This window comes from Microbulbifer maximicatervae (SeqCode) (genome assembly GCF_052467225.1).
Genome location: NZ_CP174303.1, coordinates 4,962,501 through 4,983,148, shown reverse-complemented (window position 1 = coordinate 4,983,148; position 20,648 = coordinate 4,962,501). Strand labels below are relative to the sequence as shown.

Below are 20,648 nucleotides of genomic sequence, written 5' to 3'. Positions count from 1 at the left end.
CGGTTTATCAGCTGAAATTATGTCAGAAATCTTCTTAATATAATGGCTTATAGGTCAAAAAATTTCTCTGAGCCAGATCAAGCAATTTCCTCACAGTTGGCAAATTCGATCCTAAAGCAACTTTTGTTGTCGCTACTCCGGCAGTGATAAAGGCTTAGGTTATTGGCTTCACATAGCTCGCGTGCGATATATAAGCCCAGCCCGCTGCCGTTTTTCCCTGTTGTAAAGAATGGTTCAAATATTTTATTGAGTAGCTCTTCGGGTACACCTGTGCCAAGATCTTTGATCTCTAAAATCGTATTCCTGCGCTCCTTATTATAGTAAGCACTAATATAGGCATGGCACACTCCTGTAGCTAGTTTTGAGTGTTCCAAGGCGTTCTCTGTTAAATTGGTGACTACTTGTGACAATTGTGCGGAGTCAAAATACACAGGTAGTGCTTGCCCTGTAGAGTCTAATTCGACGGCGTTATCCGCTTTCCCTGCACTGAAGTCTGCTAAGAATTGCTTGAGCCAAGCCCCAAGTTCATATTCTTGGGCTGAACGGGCGCGCTTCCGTGAAAGCTGCATCACATTTTCTACAATCTCATTAATTCGCTGGCTTTGGCGACAGATTATGTCCGTTAATTGGCGGTCCTCTTCTTTTAATTCTGGAGACTCTGATAGTAGCTGTGCCGCGTGTTGGATTGCCGCTAAAGGGTTGCGTATTTCATGAGCAATTGAAGCTGTCAGTTGGCCCAGGGAGGCGAGTTTAAGCTTTTGGGCTGCCTCCGCCAGCTTCCGGTTGTCCTCCACAAAAACTAATGTGCTATGGCCAGTATCATGCTGTAATTCTGAAAAGTTTGCATGAAGCTCGTCTCCATTTTTTGCGGGGATAAGGACATTATTTTGACTCTTATGACTGCGCCATTCCTTAACCTTTTGTCTCAGCTCTTCATGGTAGTCATGTGCTGCATCGACTTGGTTTTCTAGTAATCTTCTTGCTGATTTATTGATCAGTTCTGGCTTGTAAGTAGGGCCTAAAACTAATACACCGGTATTCATTCTTTCAATGATTTCTTGAGCCAGGCGTTGAAGGTGTGCAGCCTGGCGGCTTTGTTTGTCTGCGCGAATATTAGCTTTACGAATACGTTCCGATAGGTACTGGATGGCACTTACGGTTACAAATAGTAGTAAACCTAGTCCGCCAGCAGACACAATCTCCTGGCTAGAACCCGATTCAGTTAGTAAATGGTAAAGCTGGAGCGCGATAACACCCAAGCTAGCAATGGCCGCAAAAAATGCACTGAGGCGCTTATCAAGTAGGATGGCACCGATTGAACAACTGATAAGCAGTAAATAACCGAGGCCAGAGTTTAGTCCTCCACTAGCCTCGATCAACAACAAGAAAACCAGAATGTCACAACCCAAAATGATCCCGACTTGGCTGCTATTTGTCTGGTAAGCCTTCTGGCGCAAAAATAGTAACCACGCCACATTCAGAAGGGCATAGGAAGACGTTGTATATATAAATAGTGTTGGCAAGTACGTGCCAAGCGAGCCTCCACCTATATCGGAGTAGAATACTCCCAGCAGAACTAGGGCTATTGCTACTCGGTAAATTGCGCTTATGCGTAAAAGCTCATGGTGTTGTTGGGGGGATGTCTGGGAACTGCTCACTGTAGATGCCCGGTATTCTTGTAGTGGTGAGCCGCTGCTGTTGTTATCCCGATGGGGTTACAATAGCGGCCTGTCTTGTCCGAGGTTCAACGATGTCTACTTTGCAGTTAGTGCTGGCACAAATCAATTCCCTGGTGGGAGATATTCCAGGGAATACCAAGCAGGTGATAGAAATTGCGCGCCGAGCGCACCAGGAGCTGGGTGCTGACTTGGTACTTTTTCCGGAGCTGACCCTGTGCGGCTACTCTCCTGAAGACCTGTTGTTACGACCCAGTATGCAGATTCGTATTGATGCGGCATTGGATCAGCTCAAAGCTGCAGAACTGCCCTGTGCCATTGTTGTGGGTTACCCCAAGTTGCTCGATGGCGTTATGTTCAATATGGCGGGGGTAATAGTTGAGGGAGAGTTAATCGCAGAATATGCCAAACAGAAGCTGCCTAACTATCAGGTCTTTGATGAAAAGCGTTACTTCAAACCGGGTAAATCTTCCTGTGTAGTGCATATCAAGGGAGTTCCTGTAGGGCTGAGTGTTTGTGAGGATATTTGGTTTCCAGAGCCCATCAAGCAGTCAGTCGATGCTGGAGCCAAGTTGATTCTCAACATCAATGCATCACCTTTCCACCGGGGCAAGGCTCAACAGAGGCTGGAGTTGGTTTCCAAGCAGGCAAAGAATGCCGGGGTCCCCATTGCCTATGTAAACTGGTGCGGTGGTCAGGACGAGCTGGTTTTTGACGGCGGCTCAATCGTTGTTGATGCTGAGGGAGAGGTATGTGCCAGGGCTGAAGAGTTTACAGAGCAGTTGCTGCCAGCTTCCATATCTCTGCAGGGACAGGATTTGACGGTACTCCCTGGGGAAATTGCTTCTCCTCGCGGCGATTTGGCTTCTGTGTACCAAGCCCTGGTACTCGGGGTGCGCGACTACGTTAATAAGAATGGTTTCAATGGCGTTGTGCTGGGGTTGTCGGGTGGAATCGACTCTGCTCTGACATTGGCAGTTGCGGTCGATGCGCTGGGTAAAGAGCGTGTTGAGGCAGTAATGATGCCGTTTCGCTATACCTCAGATCTGAGTAAAGGCGACGCGGCCGATCAGGCGGAAAGAATGGGGGTTCACTATCGGGAAATTAGTATCGAGCCCATCTTTGATTCGTTTATGGGAGCTCTCGCTGAAGAATTTGCTGGCAGTGAGAGGGATACCACCGAGGAGAACCTGCAGGCCCGCTCTCGTGGTGTTCTTTTGATGGCTATCTCCAATAAGAAGGGCGCGATGGTCCTGACCACCGGTAACAAGAGTGAGATGGCCGTTGGTTACGCGACCCTATACGGGGATATGGTAGGCGGATTCAATGCCCTGAAGGATGTTCCCAAAGTATTGGTATTCGAGCTGGCCCGTTACCGCAACACAATTTCTGAAGTGATTCCTGAAACGGTCATTACTCGCCCTCCCAGTGCTGAGCTGGCCCCAGACCAAGTGGATTCTGACAGCCTTCCGCCTTACGAGATCCTGGATCAAATTCTCAACCTCTATGTTGATCAAGACCACAGCGCTGAGGAAATCATTCAGCGTGGCTTCCAGAGAGAGGATGTAGAGCGTGTGGTCAGATTAGTGGGACGCAATGAGTACAAGAGGCGCCAGGCAGCCATCGGGGTGCGTATTTCTGAACGCGGATTTGGAAGGGATCGTCGTTATCCCATCACCAATGGCTGGAAGCTGGGTGACTAGCTATCCTGAAAATAGAAACGGCGCCATTCGGCGCCGTTTCTATTTTCAAGTGATAAGTTACAGAAGCTCTGGAGGCAGGGGAGTCTCGTCCCGGTTGTATTCGGGATTATAGAGCTCCCGGCTGTCAAAGCCCCGCGGGTCAGATTTTTCAAACAGGCCCAGGGTAACCCTGTGCACTAGACTGCGGCCGCTCGGACCTTTGTAAAAGTCGTAGTTGAAAGTGCCGTCTTCGTTAAAAGCGGGGTGCTTTGGATAGTTATTGCGCAGTACATCCAGGGCATTAGCCTCGAGATCTTGCATTTCCATCAAATGGTAACCTTGAACCATAACTGCCAGGGCATCGGGAATTGCGGGTGTCTGCTGGAAGTTTTCCACAATGTAGCGGCCGCGATTGGCTGCTGCGAGGTAGGCGCCGCGCTTAAAGTAGTAGTTAGCCACGTGAACTTCATAGCGAGCCAGCAGGTTACGCAAGTGGATCATGCGCTTTTGCGCGTCTGGAGCGTAGCGGCTCTCAGGGTAGCGGGCCATTAACTGGGAGAAATAAGCGAATGACTCTCGAGCCGATCCTGGGTCGCGACTGGTCAAGTCGGTAGGCATAAAGCGCTCGAACAGGCCTGTGCCCTCAGTAAAGGAGGACAGGCCCTTCATGTAGTAGGCGTAGTCGACATTGCGGTGCTGGGGGTGTAGGCGGATAAAGCGGTCTGCAGCGGCGATAGCAGCATCGTTTTCATAGTTGCGGTAGTAGGCATAGATCAGCTCAAGCTGAGCCTGTTCCGCGTAGTTGCCGAATGGGAAGTTGTCTTCCAGGGCTCGCAGGTTTCTGATGGCAAGATCCCACTGGCTGGTTCGCAGCTGTCGCTGGGCCATCTCGTAGTATGCCTGCTCTGTACGTGAACCTGTGGGTAGGCCCACTTCCGAATCATCTGTGTTGGCGCAGGCAACCAATATTGCGGACACCAAGGCCAGCCACAGCATTTTCCAGGTCTGCATAGCCCCTCGCTCTATCATTCTTACACTCTACCTTATTAAACTACCCACCAGTATTAACCTGGCGCGTCGGACATTTAACCACAGTCGCGGAGCTGCCCAAAGTATTTGCAATTGATTGATGATTGAACACCTAAAACTAGATATCCAAGTTCCTGCCAATATGGCTGGTCGACGCTTAGACCAGGCCGCAGCCGAATTAATTCCCGATTTTTCGCGCGCGCGCCTCCAATCGTGGATCAAAGGCGGCCAGCTCACCTTAAACGGAGCCCCAGCTAAGGCCAAGGAAAAGCTCTTTGGCGGCGAGCTTATCCAGCTTCGCGCAGAGCTGGAACCCCAAGGTAGCTGGGCTGCCCAGGACCTCGACCTCAATATTATGTACGAAGATGACTGCCTGATGGTGGTCAATAAGCCCGCGGGCCTCGTAGTCCACCCCGCTGCCGGTAACCCCGACGGCACTCTGCTCAATGGCCTGCTTCATCACAATCCAGCCCAGGAGCTGATACCCCGAGCCGGTATTGTTCACCGGCTGGATAAGGACACCAGTGGCCTGATGGTTGTGGCTAAGACTTTGGCCGCTCAGACCCATCTCGTGGATCAATTAAAGCAGAGAACGGTGAGTCGACAGTATGATGCCTTGGTCCAAGGATATATCACCACTGCGGGTCGTGTTGATGCGCCCATCGGTCGGCATCGTCAAAATCGTCTCAAGATGGCTGTTTTGGACTTTGGCGGCAAAGAGGCGATCACTCATTATCGTGTACAGGAGCGTTACATCGCTTACACGCTCTTACGCTGCAAGCTGGAAACCGGTCGTACTCATCAGATTCGGGTACACATGGCCCATATCAGGCACCCGCTCGTGGGAGATCCACTCTACGGAGGCCGCCCAAAGTTGCCTCCAGAGGCCTCGGCAGACCTTGTTGAAGCTCTCCAGAGCTTCCCTCGGCAGGCTCTGCATGCGGCTGAACTAGCTCTAGTACATCCCACCAGTGGACAGGACATGCATTGGTGTGCGCCAATGCCTGCTGACATGCAAGCACTGCTCGATCAGTTGCGCGCTGATGAGCCCTGAAGTACCGGTTATAAATTCGCCTGGGCACCTATCGCCGGTTCTCGAAAGGACAATTTCGCAAAGCAAGATATCTCAATGCCAAGTAACCACTACCTGATACCCGATTGGCCCGCACCCGCAGGGGTGAGGGCGGCGACGACGCTACGCACTGGGGGCCAAAGTTGTGGCCATTTCTCCTCCTTTAACCTGGCTGCTCACGTGGGGGACAAGGAGTCAGCTGTTATTGCCAATCGCCAACAGTTGAGGGAGGAGCTTGAGTTGCCCTCAGAACCGCAGTGGCTGGAGCAGATCCATAGTGACAAGGTAGTGGAGGCAAGTGATGACGCCTTAGTTCGAACCGCAGATGCCTGCTTTAGCATGAAAAGAGGTGTTGTCTGTGCCGTGCTAACCGCAGACTGTTTGCCTGTTTTGCTATGCGATAAGAGTGGTAACCGCGTAGCAGCAGCCCATGCCGGGTGGCGCGGATTGGCCGGTGGTATATTGCGCAACACCGTACGGGCGATGAAGTGTGATCCTGAGGAGTTGATGGTTTGGTTGGGCCCAGCGATTGGTCCGGAGGCCTTTGAAACCGGAATCGATGTCCTCGAGGCATTCTTTGAAAATGCAATTAGCAGTCGACACACAGAAAAAATCGCTAGCTGTTTCCGCCCACACACTAAGAAACCACTGCACTTTTTAACAGATATCTACGCCCTGGCTCGCGCGGAGTTGGCAGAGCTGGGGATTGGCGAGGTGTACGGTGGGGGGCTCTGCACAATGTCAGAACCTGAGAAGTTTTTTTCCTACCGCAGGGAGTCTGAAACCGGTCGTATGGCAACTTTGATATGGCGGGATAAAGACTGAACTGAATTTCTAGATGGCTTATTTTTTCTGTGTAAGCCATTCGATAATATTGGGGCAGCTTGGGCAATTACAAGGCTGGGCGTTGACTGGGCTGTAAAAAATTATAAGAGATAGATTTGCCGCAAAACCACTTTGCATAGAATAAATGCCGCTATTGATTTAAATCATTGAAAACCCTTCCTGCGCCCCTATTTTACTTGTCAGTACCATAGCGAATGTAAAAGGCAAATTAGTGCCACTATTGCAGCGCTTCTGAAAAAATCGAGTAAAAGAGGTTTCGTTCATGCGAATTGACCGAATGACAAACCCGCTACAGGCGGCATTTGCTGATGCGCAATCCCTGGCGGTAGGGCGCGACCACAACCAGATTTATCCCGAGCACTTGATTCTGGCACTGCTTAACCAGAACAACGGAAGCGTACCCGCATTCCTGTCACAGGCGGGATTTAACCTAAACGGGTTGCGCAATGACCTTGCCAAGCGGTTGGATAGCCTGCCGCGGGTGACTTCCCCCACGGGTGATGTGGGGATGTCCCAGGAATTAATGCGCTTAATGAATCTCACGGACAAGCGAGCCCAACAAAATGGTGACAGTTTTATTTCCAGTGAAACTGTATTACTGGCGGCTTTCGACTCTGCGGCGGGAGAGATTTCCAAAATCCTAAATGCCAACGGCGACATTAAACAATTAGAGGCGGCAATTCAAAAAGTGCGTGGCGACGAAAAAGTGGATGACCCCAATGCGGAAGAAGCGCGCCAGGCGCTGGATAAATATACTCTCGACCTGACCGAGAGAGCTCTGGCCGGCAAGCTTGACCCGGTGATCGGCCGCGATGATGAAATACGGCGGACGATTCAAGTCTTACAGCGGCGTACCAAGAATAACCCTGTACTAATTGGTGAGCCGGGTGTTGGTAAAACTGCCATTGTTGAAGGGCTCGCTCAACGTATCGTCAATGGTGAAGTGCCGGAAGGGTTAAAGGACAAACGTCTTCTTTCCCTGGATTTGGGGGCATTGTTGGCGGGCGCAAAATTTCGTGGAGAATTTGAAGAGCGATTAAAAGCGGTACTCAACGAATTATCCAAACAGGAAGGTCGCATTATTCTCTTTATCGATGAGATCCACACGATGGTGGGTGCCGGTAAAGCTGAGGGGGCCATGGATGCGGGAAATATGCTGAAGCCCGCTTTGGCCCGCGGGGAATTACATTGTGTCGGTGCAACCACTCTGGATGAGTATCGGCAATATATTGAAAAAGATGCAGCGCTTGAGCGGCGTTTCCAAAAAGTACTGGTTGATGAACCAACTGAAGAGGATACGGTTGCGATTCTGCGCGGATTAAAAGAACGCTACGAAGTACACCACGGTGTTGATATTACCGACTCTGCAATTATTGCGGCGACAAAATTATCTCAGCGTTACATCACTGATCGTCAATTACCAGATAAAGCGATTGATCTTATTGATGAGGCCGCCAGCCGGATACGCATGGAGATCGACTCCAAACCGGAATCCATGGATAAATTGGAGCGCCGTTTAATTCAATTAAAGATTGAACGTGAGGCAGTAAAAAAGGATACGGATGATGAGGCGACTAAAAAACGCCTGTCGAAACTGGAAGAAGAGATTCTACAACTGGAGCGGGAATACTCCGACCTTGAAGAGGTTTGGAAGGCGGAGAAGGCACAGCTTGCCGGCAGCCATGACCTCAAGGAAAAGCTCGAGCAGGCCAAGCTCGATATGGAGTCCGCACGGCGTGCAGGTGATCTCAATAGAATGTCTGAATTACAGTACGGTGTAATTCCACAACTTGAACAACAGCTTAAAAGTGCCGCTACCGCTGAAGCTTCTGAAGAACCCCGCCTGCTGCGCAATCGGGTTACCGATGAAGAGGTGGCTGAAGTGGTATCTCGCTGGACGGGTATTCCTGTATCTAAGATGCTCGAAGGTGAGCGTGAAAAGCTACTGCGAATGGAAGATGAGTTGCACAAGCGGGTCATCGGACAGGGGGAAGCGGTGGAAGCGGTTGCTAATGCCGTACGCCGCTCGAGGGCGGGGCTAGCTGATCCCAACCGACCCAATGGCTCATTCTTGTTCCTCGGCCCAACCGGTGTGGGTAAGACGGAATTATGCAAGGCATTGGCTCAGTTCTTGTTTGACACAGAAGACGCCATGGTGCGTATCGATATGTCGGAATTTATGGAGAAGCACTCTGTGGCCCGACTGATTGGCGCACCTCCCGGATATGTAGGTTATGAAGAAGGGGGATACCTGACTGAAGCGGTGCGGAGAAAACCCTATTCTGTTGTGCTATTAGACGAAGTGGAGAAAGCGCATCCCGATGTATTCAATATTCTTTTACAGGTTCTTGATGATGGCCGCCTGACCGACGGCCAGGGGCGCACGGTAGACTTTCGTAATACCGTTGTCGTAATGACTTCAAACCTTGGCTCAGATTTAATTCAAAAATACGCCACAGCTGAAAATGGTGATGACCTGGACGCTGAAATTCGTTATCGACAGATGAAAAGTGCGGTGATGGAAGTGGTGGGGAACCATTTCAGGCCAGAGTTCATAAATCGTATTGACGAAGTGGTTGTTTTCCATCCACTGGATAAGGCAGAAGTACGCTCTATTGCAGAAATTCAGTTGCAACAACTTTGCCGTCGACTGACAGAGAGGGACCTGAAATTAGAGGTATCTGAAAGTCTGCTGGATAAATTAGCAGAAGTTGGGTTCGATCCCGTTTATGGTGCACGGCCATTAAAGCGTGCTATTCAGGTATGGCTGGAAAACCCGCTGGCGCAAGATGTTCTCGCCGGTAAGTTTTCCCCTGGAGCAACGATCCACGCGGATGTTGAAGGCGATAAAGCCGTATTCCGATAAAAAAGCACTTGGGGGTGCCATATAGTGCACCCCTAAACTCCCACCGATTCCTCACTCTCTCCATATCTATACTCACAGGTGCGCTAATCCGTTTGTTCGGATATTTACGTAGAGGGGCATCCCTCCGTAGCGCATAGTTTCCCTTGCAAGTATCAGTTTATAGTTTTTATTGACGACACCTTACGGGGGCCTGATATCAGTAAGCGTATGTTGCTAATGCTGCTGGGATGCCTTTTTCTCTTCGGCGGAATTTTTGCTTATAAATTAATTGGCAGGCATATGGTGAATCAGTTCATAGACAACTTAGCCCTGCCTGCGGCCACAGTGACTTCAGCAACCGCCCAGTTTCAATATTGGAAGGAAGACCTGAGAGGAATAGGCACCATTCGAGCTGTTAATGGTGTAGAGGTTACTACCGAAGCTCAGGGGGTTATCAGCGCTATTCACTTCAAGTCGGGCCAGCATGTTAGGAAGGGCGATTTATTGGCGGAAATTTTTGCTGAACCGGAAAAGGCGCAGTTGCAGGTGTTGGATGCAGAGCTTCGCTTGGCCCGTCGTAATTACGTGCGGATCAAGACTCTGCTGGGGCGAGGTGTAACAACCGAAGCAGATTTGGATAGCGCTCGCAGTACTTTGGACCAGGTGGTTGCCAATATAGAAGTTCAGCGAGCCAGGGTGGATCAGCGAGTCATCGTGGCGCCTTTTAGTGGAGTACTGGGAATTCGACAAATTGATCTTGGGCAGAATGTAAGCCCGGGGGAGTCTGTTGTTTCTCTACAGCAACTTGATCCTATTTTTGTTGATTTTTCCCTCCCTGAACAAAAATATGCCTTGGTTAAGGCTGGGCTTGCTATTCAGTTGACAACAGATGCTTTCCCTAAAAATACCTACGAAGGAAGAATTACTGCTGTTGACCCTCAGGTGGATAGTGCAAGTAGAAACTTTCTGATTCAAGCTACTCTGGAAAATCCCCAACACGATTTACGTCCTGGAATGTTTGCCCAAGTATCCGTAAAGATAAGTGCACAGCGAAAAGTGCTCGTCATTCCCAGAACCGCATTGGCTTTTGCTCCCTATGGGGTGGCGGTTTATGTGTTGGAGCCCGATAAAGATGGCGAGCATATGATCGCAGTTAAACGGTTTGTGAAAACTGGTGAGGAGCGTGGGGATCTAGTTGAAATTACACAAGGACTTTTGGTGGGGGACATAGTGGCTAGCAGCGGACTACTCAAACTTCGCAATGGAGAGAAAGCGGTTATCAATAATCAGAATCAACCCCCAGAAAGCGCAGACCCCACACCGGAAAATAGTTAAACCTGGAATTTATAGGTTGTGAATTTCACAGAGATTTTCATTCGAAAGCCAGTGTTGGCCTGCGTAGTCAGCCTATTTATTTTTCTATTGGGTTTAAGGTCGCTAACAGAATTAAATGTCAGGCAGTACCCGGAACTTGAAAATGCAGTTATTACAGTAACCACCGTTTATGTTGGTGCCGACTCAGATCTAGTGCAGGGGTTTATTACTACGCCGCTTGAGCAAGAGATTGCTACTGCAGATGGTATCGATTACATGGTCTCCACCAGCGTGCAAGGTCTCTCGACGATAAACGTTTATGTACGTTTTGATTACGATCCAAATGAAGTGTTAACTCAGGTCGTTGCCAAGGTAAATAAGCTGCGCAGTGAATTGCCTGATGAATCAGAGGATTCCAGCGTGGAAATGCAGCAGGGAGAAACCACTGCTGCAATGTACCTTTCTTTTTCCTCAAATATTCTCGCTAATAATCAAATTACGGATTATCTGACACGCGTTGTTCAACCTAAATTGGCGACTATAGCTGGTGTGCAGCGAGCTCGCCTTTTGGGTGACAGTACTTTTGCAATGAGAGTCTGGTTAAAGCCGACAGAGATGGCGGCATTGGAAGTCACACCTGCAGATATTTCTGATGCGCTTAGGGATAATAATATTCTGTCGGCAGTTGGTTCGACAAAGGGAACCCGTGTGGCACTGGAAATACGTGCGGATACAGATATTGCACGTCAATTGGATTTCCGCAAGCTAGTGGTTAGAGCCGATGGGGATAAGTTGGTTCGTCTAGGTGAAGTGGCGGAGATAGAGTTAGGAGCTGAATCCTATGACAGCTCTGTGACTTTTAACGGACAATCGGCCACTTTTATTGCTATTGAGGTGGCACCCGATGCGAACTCCCTTGATGTTATTAAAAAAGTACGCGAGGAGTTGGAGCAGAAAATTTTTCCACAGTTGCCAGAGGGTATGCTAGGCGAGATTCCTTACGACAGTACTGAATATATTCAGGACTCCATTGAAGAAGTCGTCAAAACAATTGTTGAAGCAGTATTTATAGTAATTTTGGTGATTTATTTGTTTCTGGGGTCAGTTCGCAGCGTATTGATTCCAGCAATTGCACTGCCGCTTTCTCTCGTCGGTGCATTCTTTTTAATGTTTTTAATGGGATTTTCCATCAATTTACTCACATTGCTAAGCATGGTTCTGGCTATCGGAATTGTTGTTGATGATGCCATCATTGTTTTGGAAAATGTCCATCGACATATAGAAGAGGGCTTGCCTCCAAAAGAGGCTGCGATCGTAGGGGCTCGAGAGTTGGCATGGCCTGTAGTGGCTATGACTACGACGCTAATTGCAGTGTATATTCCTATTGGTTTTCTCGGTGGTTTAACCGGGACCCTATTCATAGAGTTTGCATTCTCCCTAGCTGGCGCCGTATTACTGTCTGGAGTGGTCGCTCTTACTTTATCCCCCATGATGGCCTCGAAAATATTAAAGCCTCGCGATGGTGGAGGTACCCGGTTTGAAATTTGGCTGGAACGCCAATTTAATCGACTTCAGACGAGATTTGAAAAATCGCTCCATTCTTCTCTTGATGAGCGCCGAGTTATTTTGGTTTTCGGCTTAATTGTATTGATAAGTTGTTACTTCTTATTTGTGACGTCCCCTCAAGAGCTTGAACCTACAGAGGATAGGGGGCTTGTTCTTACAATTTCTACTGCCGATGCTTACGCAACTTTAGATTATGTTGAACAGTACAGTGGTGAACTTAATGTCATTGCTGAGAGATTTACTGAGGTTGAAAATCTTTTTCTGCTTAATGGGGCGGGCACCTTCAGTAGTGGTGTTAATAATGCGGTGGCCGGGTTTGTTTTGGCTCCCTGGGAAGGGAGAGACCGCGATACGGAAAAGATGCAGGAGTTGATTAGCAGTGATGTACAGCAAATAGCCGGGTTAAAAATAGCCGTTGTGGTGCCACCAAGTCTGCCAACTGCGGGAGGGCAGCTTCCGGTTGAATTTGTTATCGGTTCTACAGAGCCCATGGAGAATCTGGCATCGGTGGCAAGCGATATTATGACCCGAGCCCTTCAGAGTCGAAAGTTTATTTTTCTAGATTCTGATCTGAAAATTGATAAACCAAAAATTGTAATAGAAATTGATCGTGATAAAGCGGCCAGTATGGGTGTGGAAATGGTGGACTTGAGTCGTGACTTAGGTGCGATGTTATCCGGAGCTTATGTTAACCGTTTTTCCCTGGATAACCGCAGTTATAAAGTTATCCCTCAAGTCGAGAGAGTTGACCGCCTAACCCCTGATCAGTTGGAGCAATATTATATTCGGGCGGTAAACGACAAGTTGGTTCCTGTGAGTACTTTGATAAGGCTCACAGAAACCGTTGAACCACAGCAACTAAAGAGATTTCAACAATTAAATGCCGTCACTATTTCGGGTGTGCCACGCCCTGGGATTACGTTGGGTGAAGCATTGATGGTGTTGGATAATGCGGCTAAAGAAATCTTACCAGTTGAGTATTCTGTAGATTACTCGGGGCAGTCCAGGCAATTCAAAACTGAAGGATCGGATTTGGTGGTTACCTTTTTCTTTGCCTTGATAGTGATTTATTTGGTGTTGGCTGCTCAATTTGAATCCTGGCGCGATCCCTTGATTATGTTGGTCACAGTACCCATGAGTGTTTGCGGAGCGATGATTTTTGTCAGTCTAGGATTGACGACCCTCAATATTTACACACAAGTGGGGCTGGTTACCCTGATTGGGGTTATTTCCAAACACGGCATTCTGATAGTAGAGTTTGCCAATAAGTTACAGCTCTCAGGGCTTGATAAGCGATCAGCGGTTGAGCAGGCCACTTCAATCCGTTTGCGACCGATTTTAATGACTACCGCATCTCTGGTTTTGGCGATGGTTCCATTGTTAATAGCGTCGGGGCCAGGTGGAGGGGCAAGGTTTGCAATGGGCTTGGTAGTGGCGACAGGTATGACAATTGGAACGCTATTTACTTTATTTGTTGTACCGGCGATGTATATGTATCTTGGGCGGAATTTTGAGGCGGAGGCTGTAGCGGCCTCCTGAGTTTCTTTACACTTGTTTACGCTTCGAAAATATCTCTGTCGACATTGCTGCGACGGAATTCGGAAGGGGTGACTCCCTCATGTTTTTTAAAGAAGCGGGTAAATACTGCTCGTTCGGCAAAATGAAGTTGCACCGCAATACTTTCTACGGAATCACTGGTTGAGAGAAGGAGTTTCTTGGTCAGAGATAGCGTAACACTGTCTTTAAGCTGCTGGAATGTTACTCCCTGTTCTCTCAATCTGCGCTGTAAAGTGCGGCCGCTGGTGCGGAAGTGGGCTGCGGCTTGTTTGATAGTAATTTCTTCACTGAGCAAGTGCTTTTCGAGCCAAGCTCGCAAACTGGCTGCCAGGTTATAGCTGGTCAAAGTATTGTGTAAAACTGCCTTTAAAATATTTCGGCTCTGGCTGCGAATGATTTTATGGTAACTGGGTATAGGGAAGTCCAGTATCTGGGAGCCCAGGATAATCGCATTTTCATCAGCGGAAAATTCAATTGGGCACTGGAAAATCCTCTTGTGGATAGAGTCATCTTCTGGCTTTTCACTGCGTAACTTTAATCCCCGAACCTCGGGAAACCTCGGGTTAAGAGTACGCAATAGATCTACTCCACGGCTCATCAGCATTTCAGCAATAAAATGATTGACCGGAGCACTAAAGAGTTCCTGCTGCCAGTTGAGTGTGAGTACTTCCGCATCGGCTTCCTGGTAAGTCTGGAACCGCAGGAGGGGGGCCAGAGTTTGTGAGAGCACAATTTCTGCAGGGCGAAAGATCTCCCTCGGCCGTCTCAAGGAGGGCTGAGCTTCTATAATAGTTTCTTCAAGCCAAAGCATAATTGGGAAGCGACTAAAGCTGAGGCCTGGTGAGGTAACAGGGGATAGCGCCAGTATGCTTTCAATTAGAGCATTGAATTCACTGTAATTGAGCCATTCACTCTCTCCTGGATTCCAGCTAAATGAGAATGGCAATCGTTCAATTAGCGTCTCGGTGGGGATGCCGAGCCTGGCGGCGGCAACCACAAAGTAAGGCGCAAATATCTTGGGCACGCCGGCATGGCCGGACATATTTTTATTTTGGTCTCTCATGACTTACTGCCGTCCGGGTGGCGTTGCCGGCATCATAGCAAAGGCGCCTCAAAGCACGAGTATAAATTGAGGAATATGACGAATTGGTCGCTTCGCGTGGCGGATTCGACCCCCCTCTGGCGCCTTTAATCCTATTCCCTAATAGAGCGTAAAGGATAAGTTTTAGTCGTCTGCTGTACATTGCGTTATTCAGATTTTTTAAAACTCTTCAGTCACAAGAGTTACCACTTACTAAAACAATAAAGGAAAATAACAATGGCACTGTCTAAAAGGCTGGGTACAAGCCTGTCTATTTTTTTCTCGGCGATAATTGGAGCTTCATCAGCGGTAGCGGAAAACTGCTATATCCTGGTTCATGGACACGGAGTCGAAGGACACACTACAAGTGAAAGTAATGATGGGAGTTTAGTGCAGCCAGCACTGGACTATTGGAGTGAGGCGGTTTTCGACGAATATTCTAGCAGTGATTTTATTGAGCAATTGTTAGTTGATGGCGGCAATTACGGCGTTGTCGGTTATAACTCAACTGATGAAGGTGAATTTCCCTATTGGCATGATGAGACTGCGGGTGAAATTGCTCGTCAAATTATAGAGATCCGCTCTGGCCAGGGAGATCGGTTTGAACACGAAAACCAGTGCTCAGCAGAGGACACTTTCTGGATTATTTCCCACAGCCAGGGTGCCGCCCAAATGATGTATATCGCGGGTAACGCTGTTGAAGGATCCCCATACTACAATCGCGCCTACAACCAGTTCGATAGCAATACAGAAATTCAAGAAGTAAAAAAATGTTCCACGACTTGGTATGGCAGTAAATCCTGTAAAACAGTTGAAGAAGAAGTTCGAGTTGCCGGGCTTAACGAGAGCTACGCAGTGAGCGTTGATTTTGATGCGGCTATCAGCGGTGTTGCTGCAATATTCACCACAGGAGGTGCAATTACCGGTACTGAAGGCGTTGATCGGATATGTAATGGAAGCTGGTATGACGATTTGGTCAATGCACTATTTCTTGGGCGTGAGTGTTCGGCGGTTCGCTATATGCAGACTAATGATGTTTACACTGTGAGAAATTATGTAGGGACTAATCTCGGTGCGCCGGTGTACACCATTGGCGGTTATGCGGGCTTCCCAGGTGTGGAAAGTGCTACCTCCATGCTGCTGAATGGTGAGGATGACGGTTACATTAATTTGGCTTCGCAAATGAACTGTTCCGGATCTGCCAAGCGCAACCTGTGGTCGAATCTCAAAGAATATGAAACCCTGTTTGGCGTAGCTTACGGCAGCGCGATTTTCTCTTGTGATAACGACAGTAAAGGCACTGCTCGATCTTACAATTTGGCCAGTATCTATACAGATCATGATGCGCAGCGTAACGGTGGTATTCTATCGCCCGATTATGATTCTATTCCCGATGGACTGGACTGTGGTTCAGGAAAGAACAGCGCGGGTAGAATCTCAGCCTGCACGAATTAACTAAAAAAATAAAAGGCTTCGGAGGTATTGATGTCCACATCAAGCAAAGACCGCTCAAAGGCCCGGCTGGCAGGCTGGGGTGTACTGGCCGTAGTTACTGGACTGGTGGGTTACTGGGCCCTGACTGGTGGTGAAGAGGCGACGCCCGCTGTTGTAGCGAAAGCAAAAGCTGAAGAGCAATCTATCCGAAGCCGCAAGCCTGATAACGTTAAGCCGGCGGAACTGGAGCAAGAGGAAGAGGATCAGTCTGTAAAACTATGGAAGGGAATTCAGTCCCTGCCCAACAAGACTGAGTTACACGAATCCCTTCTCTCGGATCTGGCCCGCTTTCATCGCTATCCGCCAGAAAACCGAGCAATTAAAACTCCTGAACAGGACCCGATTACTCAGACATTTGCGGTGGATGAAAGAACCACGCACAGTGAGGAAGGGGATTCTCTGACTATATGGACAGATGAAAAGTTTTATTTGCGTGGGGATACTATTCGGGTTTTTGCCTATCAGGCCGATAGTGATGGAGATCGGGTCAGTGCTGACCTGACTGCGCTGTTGGTTTACGAAGATCAACAAGTCGTGGGTACCTTGGCTTTTAGTGATTCGGATGGAGACTTAGTCTACGAAGTATTGATGGAGGCGGGCTCCTTTAATAGCCAGGTGCTGGAAGCGGGCATTTTTAAGGTAATTGTGGATACGGATATTGATGGTCTCCGAGATGCGGCAGCATTCACCCTATCTGAGGATACGGGAAGCTATACGGGCTCGTTGCGGGATTCCGTTACCGCCGATGGCAATTTATTAATTGAGGCGGAAGTCGATATCAGCAGAGAGGGGCGCTACTATTTTCAGGGCTCCCTTTATAACGATGAGCAATCCCCGATAGGCACAACGCAAAATGCTCTTGAGTTAACGGCGGGGCGGCACTGGGTTCCCCTGGAGTTTTACGGGCTCTTAATTCGCGATGCCGGGCAGGACGGCCCCTATCTGGTGAAACAATTGAGTATTGCCAGGGTGACGGTACCTATGGCCAGGGATAGTGCTTTTGAACCAGGCTATTACACCGAACGCTATAGCCTGGATCAATTTACTGATAGTCCCTACCGTGAGCCTTAGGAATCGGTATCGCTAGAAGGGCGACTAGCAGTTTTTCTTGATTTGCTCGCGGGCTTTGGTAATGCGTTCTTGCCGCTCATCTTCTCCGAGCCTGCGATAGTTTCCATCTTTATCTTTTTCGCGCACTCTCGCGTGTGTGGTCAGGCTCTTAAGGTTCTTTTGGTACGCGACACAGAGCTCTGCTCGTTTTGCTGCCTCTTCTTTAGCCCTGGCCTCCTGTTGTCTCTGGTGCTCAGCGTCAGGCAGCTGTTCTTCCTTTGGCTGTTGAGGCAACTGAGGTGCACTTTTCTGTGCTTCACGTGCGGCTATCGCATGTTGTTCAGCTTCCCATTTCTTATAGCGCTCTGATTTGGGCTTTTTGATCACGTCCACTTGAGTGCCTCCTGGAGGTTGCTCACCGAAGTGGACAACACCATTCTCATCTACCCATTTATAGATGCCGTCGGCTTGAGTGGTCGTAGCTGTTACTGCAATCAATAGCGCCAGTAAGATGCGCATGGTGCTTACCCCTTGTGTTGATGTTCCTTCCGTCCCCTTATTGTACCGGTACTGGTGGGTTTTCCTGTAACTGTCTTAACACTTTCGCAGACACCTATTGACAGCTAGGACTCAATTGGCAAAATCGGGGGTTTACTCAGTGACTAGATCTCACCGCACACCCGTGGTTTTGAGTCTAACCCTGGTGGAACACCCTCCATCGAAATTCCACTGAGTGGCCCTCCCCACCCCTGGAGGCCTGCTAACCCCGTAGTGAACCTTTGTAGATTTACTTGGGGTTGGGTGTTTATGCGCGATCAGTTCATCCTAAAAATCGGCAGCTAAACACGCAACAGGCTGATATTTGTCACCATTTTCCCCTATAATTGCTGCCTGGCATTCTTGCTTGTAGGCGTTTTATACGTTTTCGGTGATGGCTATCCTATAAAACAGGAAAATTGAGGAGACTCAAGTGGAATTACTTTCCGGCGGCGATATGTTGGTTCGCGCGCTGCAGGATGAAGGGGTGGATCTGATTTTTGGATACCCGGGCGGCTCAGCGTTACATATCTATGATGCTATTTTTCGGCAGAAGTCGATAAAGCATATTCTCGTGCGCCACGAGCAGGGTGCGACCCATGCTGCTGATGGCTATGCACGGTCTACTGGTAAGGCGGGTGTGGTACTGGTGACGTCTGGTCCCGGTGCTACGAACGCGATTACTGGCATCGCAACGGCCTATATGGATTCTATCCCTATGGTGGTGATATCCGGCCAGGTACCCAGGGATAAGATCGGTGAGGATGCGTTTCAGGAAACAGATATGGTCGGTTGCTCGCGGCCGATCGTGAAGCACAGCTTTTTGGTAAAAAATGCTGAAGATATTCCTACGATCGTCAAAAAGGCATTTTTTATCGCCAATACTGGCCGTCCCGGTCCCGTAGTGATCGATGTTCCAAAGGATGTAACCAACCCGGCGGAGAGATTCCCCTACCACTACCCTGAAAAATTGCGGATGCGCTCCTATACCCCAGCCGGTAAGGGGCATAGCGGCCAGATTCGCAAAGCGATTGCTATGTTGCTATCAGCTCGCCGCCCGGTGATTTATGCCGGCGGGGGAGTGGTGCAGGGTGGCGGCGCCGAGCTTCTCACCGAGCTGGCTAGAAAGTTGAACTACCCGGTGACTAATACCTTGATGGGGCTCGGAGCATTTCCCGGAAGTGACAGGCGTTTCTTGGGAATGCTCGGTATGCACGGCACTTTCGAGGCAAATACAGCCATGCATCACGCCGACGTTATCTTGGCTGTAGGTGCGCGCTTTGATGACCGGGTGACAAATACTCCAGGCAAATTCTGCCCGGGTGCCAAAATTATTCATATCGACGTCGATCCGGCTTCGATCTCTAAAACGATTGTTGCCGATATCCCGATTGTCGGCACGGTCCAGGCTGTCCTTCGGGAGATGCTCGAAGCGTTGAAAGCCAATGATGAGCAGCCGGATCACTCCGCGATAGTTGACTGGTGGCGCCAAATCGATGATTGGCGTGAGCGTCACGGACTCTACACGGCTCCTCGTTATCAGACGAATGGTGCTCTGATAATGCCGCAGGATGTGATCAAGGCGGTGTATGACATTACTGAGGGTGATGCTTTTGTGACATCCGATGTAGGGCAACACCAGATGTTTGCTGCGCAATATTACCTGTTTGATAAGCCGCGCCGCTGGATTAACTCCGGTGGGTTGGGGACTATGGGTTTCGGCTTACCGGCAGCCTTGGGGGTGAAAATAGCTCACCCGGATAAAGAGGTTGTGTGCGTAACTGGCGAGGGAAGTATCCAGATGTGTATTCAGGAGCTTTCTACGGCTACCCAATATCATCTGCCAGTAAAAATCCTCTGCCTTAACAACCAGGCTCTGGGGATGGTGAAGCAGTGGCAGGAGATGCAATATGAAGGAAGGCTTTCCAATAGTGTTTACGAGGAATCGCTGCCTGATTTTGTGAAACTCGCCGAGGCATACGGTCACGTCGGAGTGAAAGTGGAGCGTCGTGAAGACCTACACAACAAGTTACAAGAAGCTTTTGCAATTAAGGATCGCACTGTATTTATCGACGTATATGTCGACCCATCTGAGCATGTCTATCCCATGCAAGTGCTACCAAATGGCTCCATGCGTGACATGTGGCTGAGCAAAACTGAGAGAACTTAAAGGGTAGGGCGATGCGTAGAATAATTTCGGTTCTGATGGAGAACGAACCAGGGGCTTTGTCTCGTGTTGTTGGCTTATTTTCCCAGCGTGGCTACAACATTGAAAGCCTCACCGTGGCGCCTACTGAGGATGCGACTTTATCGCGTCTCACTTTGGTGACGATTGGTGACGATCACAAGATTGAGCAAATTACCAAGAACCTAAACAAGCTTATCGATGTTGTGAAATTGGTGGACCTCACTGAAGGCTCTCATATCGAGCGGGAGCTGCTATTGGTGAAAGTGCGAGCCAATGGTGCCCAGCGCGATGAGGTGAAGCGTAGTGTCGATATTTTTCGCGGGCAGATCGTTGATGTCACCAGCAGTATGTACACGGTACAGGTGGCAGGAACCGGCGAAAAACTCGATGCGTTCCTCCAGGCGCTGGGGGAACACACAATTATGGAAGTGGTGCGATCCGGAGTTTCCGGGATTGCCCGTGGTGAAAAAGTATTAAGTGTATAGAGCAAAAAACAGGAATTGAGCGATGCAAGTTTATTACGACAAAGATTGTGACCTTTCTTTAATTCAGGGAAAAACAGTAGCCATTATTGGTTATGGATCTCAAGGTCATGCCCATGCCAATAACCTGAAAGACTCTGGTGTAGCGAATGTTGTTGTTGGGTTGCGCGAGGGGTCTGCTTCCTGGAAAAAGGCTGAAGGCGCGGGCTTGAAGGTAGCTGAAGTTGTC

General features: G+C 49.1%; 15 protein-coding genes (1 of these 15 only partly in view). 11 read left to right on the top strand and 4 right to left on the bottom strand.

Features of this window, described 5'->3' with window-relative positions; genetic code table 11:
* Positions 1–77 precede the first annotated feature (77 nt).
* On the bottom strand, positions 78–1,658 hold the full coding sequence (locus ACJJIZ_RS21575) for a sensor histidine kinase (RefSeq protein WP_444914803.1): 1,581 nt from the start codon (positions 1,656–1,658) through the stop codon (positions 78–80).
* Between the two features lie 92 nt (positions 1,659–1,750).
* Between ACJJIZ_RS21575 and ACJJIZ_RS21570 the strand changes: the two genes are divergently transcribed.
* On the top strand, positions 1,751–3,379 hold the full coding sequence (locus tag ACJJIZ_RS21570; RefSeq protein WP_444914802.1) for an NAD+ synthase: 1,629 nt from the start codon (positions 1,751–1,753) through the stop codon (positions 3,377–3,379).
* Between the two features lie 57 nt (positions 3,380–3,436).
* Here the strand turns inward: ACJJIZ_RS21570 and ACJJIZ_RS21565 are convergent, their stop codons facing one another.
* A complete protein-coding gene (locus tag ACJJIZ_RS21565) occupies positions 3,437–4,387 on the bottom strand; it encodes an outer membrane protein assembly factor BamD (RefSeq protein WP_444906458.1) in 951 nt (316 codons plus the stop codon).
* Between the two features lie 100 nt (positions 4,388–4,487).
* Here ACJJIZ_RS21565 and rluD point away from each other — a divergent pair, with 100 nt between their 5' ends.
* The 5 genes from rluD (at position 4,488) to ACJJIZ_RS21540 (ending at position 13,569) form a co-directional block, all read left to right on the top strand.
* Entirely contained in the window at positions 4,488–5,441 is a 954-nt protein-coding gene (gene rluD, locus ACJJIZ_RS21560; protein WP_444914801.1) for a 23S rRNA pseudouridine(1911/1915/1917) synthase RluD, read from the top strand.
* A 75-nt stretch (positions 5,442–5,516) separates the two neighbouring features.
* Positions 5,517–6,284 (top strand): peptidoglycan editing factor PgeF, encoded by a 768-nt coding sequence (pgeF, locus tag ACJJIZ_RS21555; RefSeq protein ID WP_444914800.1) that lies wholly within the window; start codon positions 5,517–5,519, stop codon positions 6,282–6,284.
* 283 nt (positions 6,285–6,567) lie between these two features.
* A complete protein-coding gene (gene clpB, locus ACJJIZ_RS21550; protein WP_413664319.1) occupies positions 6,568–9,171 on the top strand; it encodes an ATP-dependent chaperone ClpB in 2,604 nt (867 codons plus the stop codon).
* Between the two features lie 207 nt (positions 9,172–9,378).
* Entirely contained in the window at positions 9,379–10,485 is a 1,107-nt protein-coding gene (locus ACJJIZ_RS21545) for an efflux RND transporter periplasmic adaptor subunit (RefSeq protein ID WP_444914799.1), read from the top strand.
* A gap of 18 nt (positions 10,486–10,503) precedes the next feature.
* Complete coding sequence (locus ACJJIZ_RS21540) at positions 10,504–13,569, top strand: efflux RND transporter permease subunit (RefSeq protein ID WP_444914798.1); 3,066 nt, start codon at positions 10,504–10,506, stop codon at positions 13,567–13,569.
* A 16-nt stretch (positions 13,570–13,585) separates the two neighbouring features.
* On the opposite strand, the gene ACJJIZ_RS21535 is transcribed toward ACJJIZ_RS21540, so the two are convergent.
* On the bottom strand, positions 13,586–14,650 hold the full coding sequence (locus ACJJIZ_RS21535; RefSeq protein WP_444892747.1) for a helix-turn-helix domain-containing protein: 1,065 nt from the start codon (positions 14,648–14,650) through the stop codon (positions 13,586–13,588).
* A 255-nt stretch (positions 14,651–14,905) separates the two neighbouring features.
* On the opposite strand from ACJJIZ_RS21535, the gene ACJJIZ_RS21530 reads away from it, so the two are divergent.
* Complete coding sequence (locus ACJJIZ_RS21530; RefSeq protein ID WP_413664323.1) at positions 14,906–16,123, top strand: hypothetical protein; 1,218 nt, start codon at positions 14,906–14,908, stop codon at positions 16,121–16,123.
* Positions 16,124–16,153: 30 nt separating this feature from the next.
* Entirely contained in the window at positions 16,154–17,233 is a 1,080-nt protein-coding gene (locus tag ACJJIZ_RS21525) for a DUF4785 family immunoglobulin-like domain-containing protein (protein ID WP_444914797.1), read from the top strand.
* 24 nt (positions 17,234–17,257) lie between these two features.
* Here the strand turns inward: ACJJIZ_RS21525 and ACJJIZ_RS21520 are convergent, their stop codons facing one another.
* Entirely contained in the window at positions 17,258–17,731 is a 474-nt protein-coding gene (locus ACJJIZ_RS21520) for a DUF4124 domain-containing protein (protein ID WP_444914796.1), read from the bottom strand.
* Between the two features lie 451 nt (positions 17,732–18,182).
* Here ACJJIZ_RS21520 and ACJJIZ_RS21515 point away from each other — a divergent pair, with 451 nt between their 5' ends.
* The 3 genes in view from ACJJIZ_RS21515 to ilvC are tightly spaced (at most 22 nt apart) and all read left to right on the top strand, a layout consistent with a single transcriptional unit that may run on beyond the window.
* Complete coding sequence (locus tag ACJJIZ_RS21515; protein WP_413664326.1) at positions 18,183–19,919, top strand: acetolactate synthase 3 large subunit; 1,737 nt, start codon at positions 18,183–18,185, stop codon at positions 19,917–19,919.
* An 11-nt stretch (positions 19,920–19,930) separates the two neighbouring features.
* Positions 19,931–20,422 carry an acetolactate synthase small subunit gene (gene ilvN, locus ACJJIZ_RS21510; RefSeq protein ID WP_282934340.1) on the top strand — a complete coding sequence of 164 codons (492 nt, stop codon included), beginning with the start codon at positions 19,931–19,933 and terminating at the stop codon, positions 20,420–20,422.
* A gap of 22 nt (positions 20,423–20,444) precedes the next feature.
* Positions 20,445–20,648 carry the start of a ketol-acid reductoisomerase gene (gene ilvC, locus ACJJIZ_RS21505; protein ID WP_282934339.1) on the top strand. Its footprint extends 822 nt past the window's final position, so the window shows 204 of its 1,026 coding nt (coding positions 1–204); it begins with the start codon at positions 20,445–20,447; its stop codon lies off the right edge, out of view.

Bases quoted from the DNA above. Each gene is read 5' to 3' on its own strand.
- ACJJIZ_RS21570 (WP_444914802.1), top strand. From the start codon at position 1,751: ATGTCTACTTTGCAGTTAGTGCTGGCACAAATCAATTCCCTGGTGGGA.
- ACJJIZ_RS21565 (WP_444906458.1), bottom strand. From the start codon at position 4,387: ATGATAGAGCGAGGGGCTATGCAGACCTGGAAAATGCTGTGGCTGGCC.
- rluD (WP_444914801.1), top strand. From the start codon at position 4,488: ATGATTGAACACCTAAAACTAGATATCCAAGTTCCTGCCAATATGGCT.
- pgeF (WP_444914800.1), top strand. From the start codon at position 5,517: ATGCCAAGTAACCACTACCTGATACCCGATTGGCCCGCACCCGCAGGG.
- clpB (WP_413664319.1), top strand. From the start codon at position 6,568: ATGCGAATTGACCGAATGACAAACCCGCTACAGGCGGCATTTGCTGAT.
- ACJJIZ_RS21545 (WP_444914799.1), top strand. From the start codon at position 9,379: ATGTTGCTAATGCTGCTGGGATGCCTTTTTCTCTTCGGCGGAATTTTT.
- ACJJIZ_RS21535 (WP_444892747.1), bottom strand. From the start codon at position 14,650: ATGAGAGACCAAAATAAAAATATGTCCGGCCATGCCGGCGTGCCCAAG.
- ACJJIZ_RS21530 (WP_413664323.1), top strand. From the start codon at position 14,906: ATGGCACTGTCTAAAAGGCTGGGTACAAGCCTGTCTATTTTTTTCTCG.
- ACJJIZ_RS21525 (WP_444914797.1), top strand. From the start codon at position 16,154: ATGTCCACATCAAGCAAAGACCGCTCAAAGGCCCGGCTGGCAGGCTGG.
- ACJJIZ_RS21520 (WP_444914796.1), bottom strand. From the start codon at position 17,731: ATGCGCATCTTACTGGCGCTATTGATTGCAGTAACAGCTACGACCACT.
- ilvN (WP_282934340.1), top strand. From the start codon at position 19,931: ATGCGTAGAATAATTTCGGTTCTGATGGAGAACGAACCAGGGGCTTTG.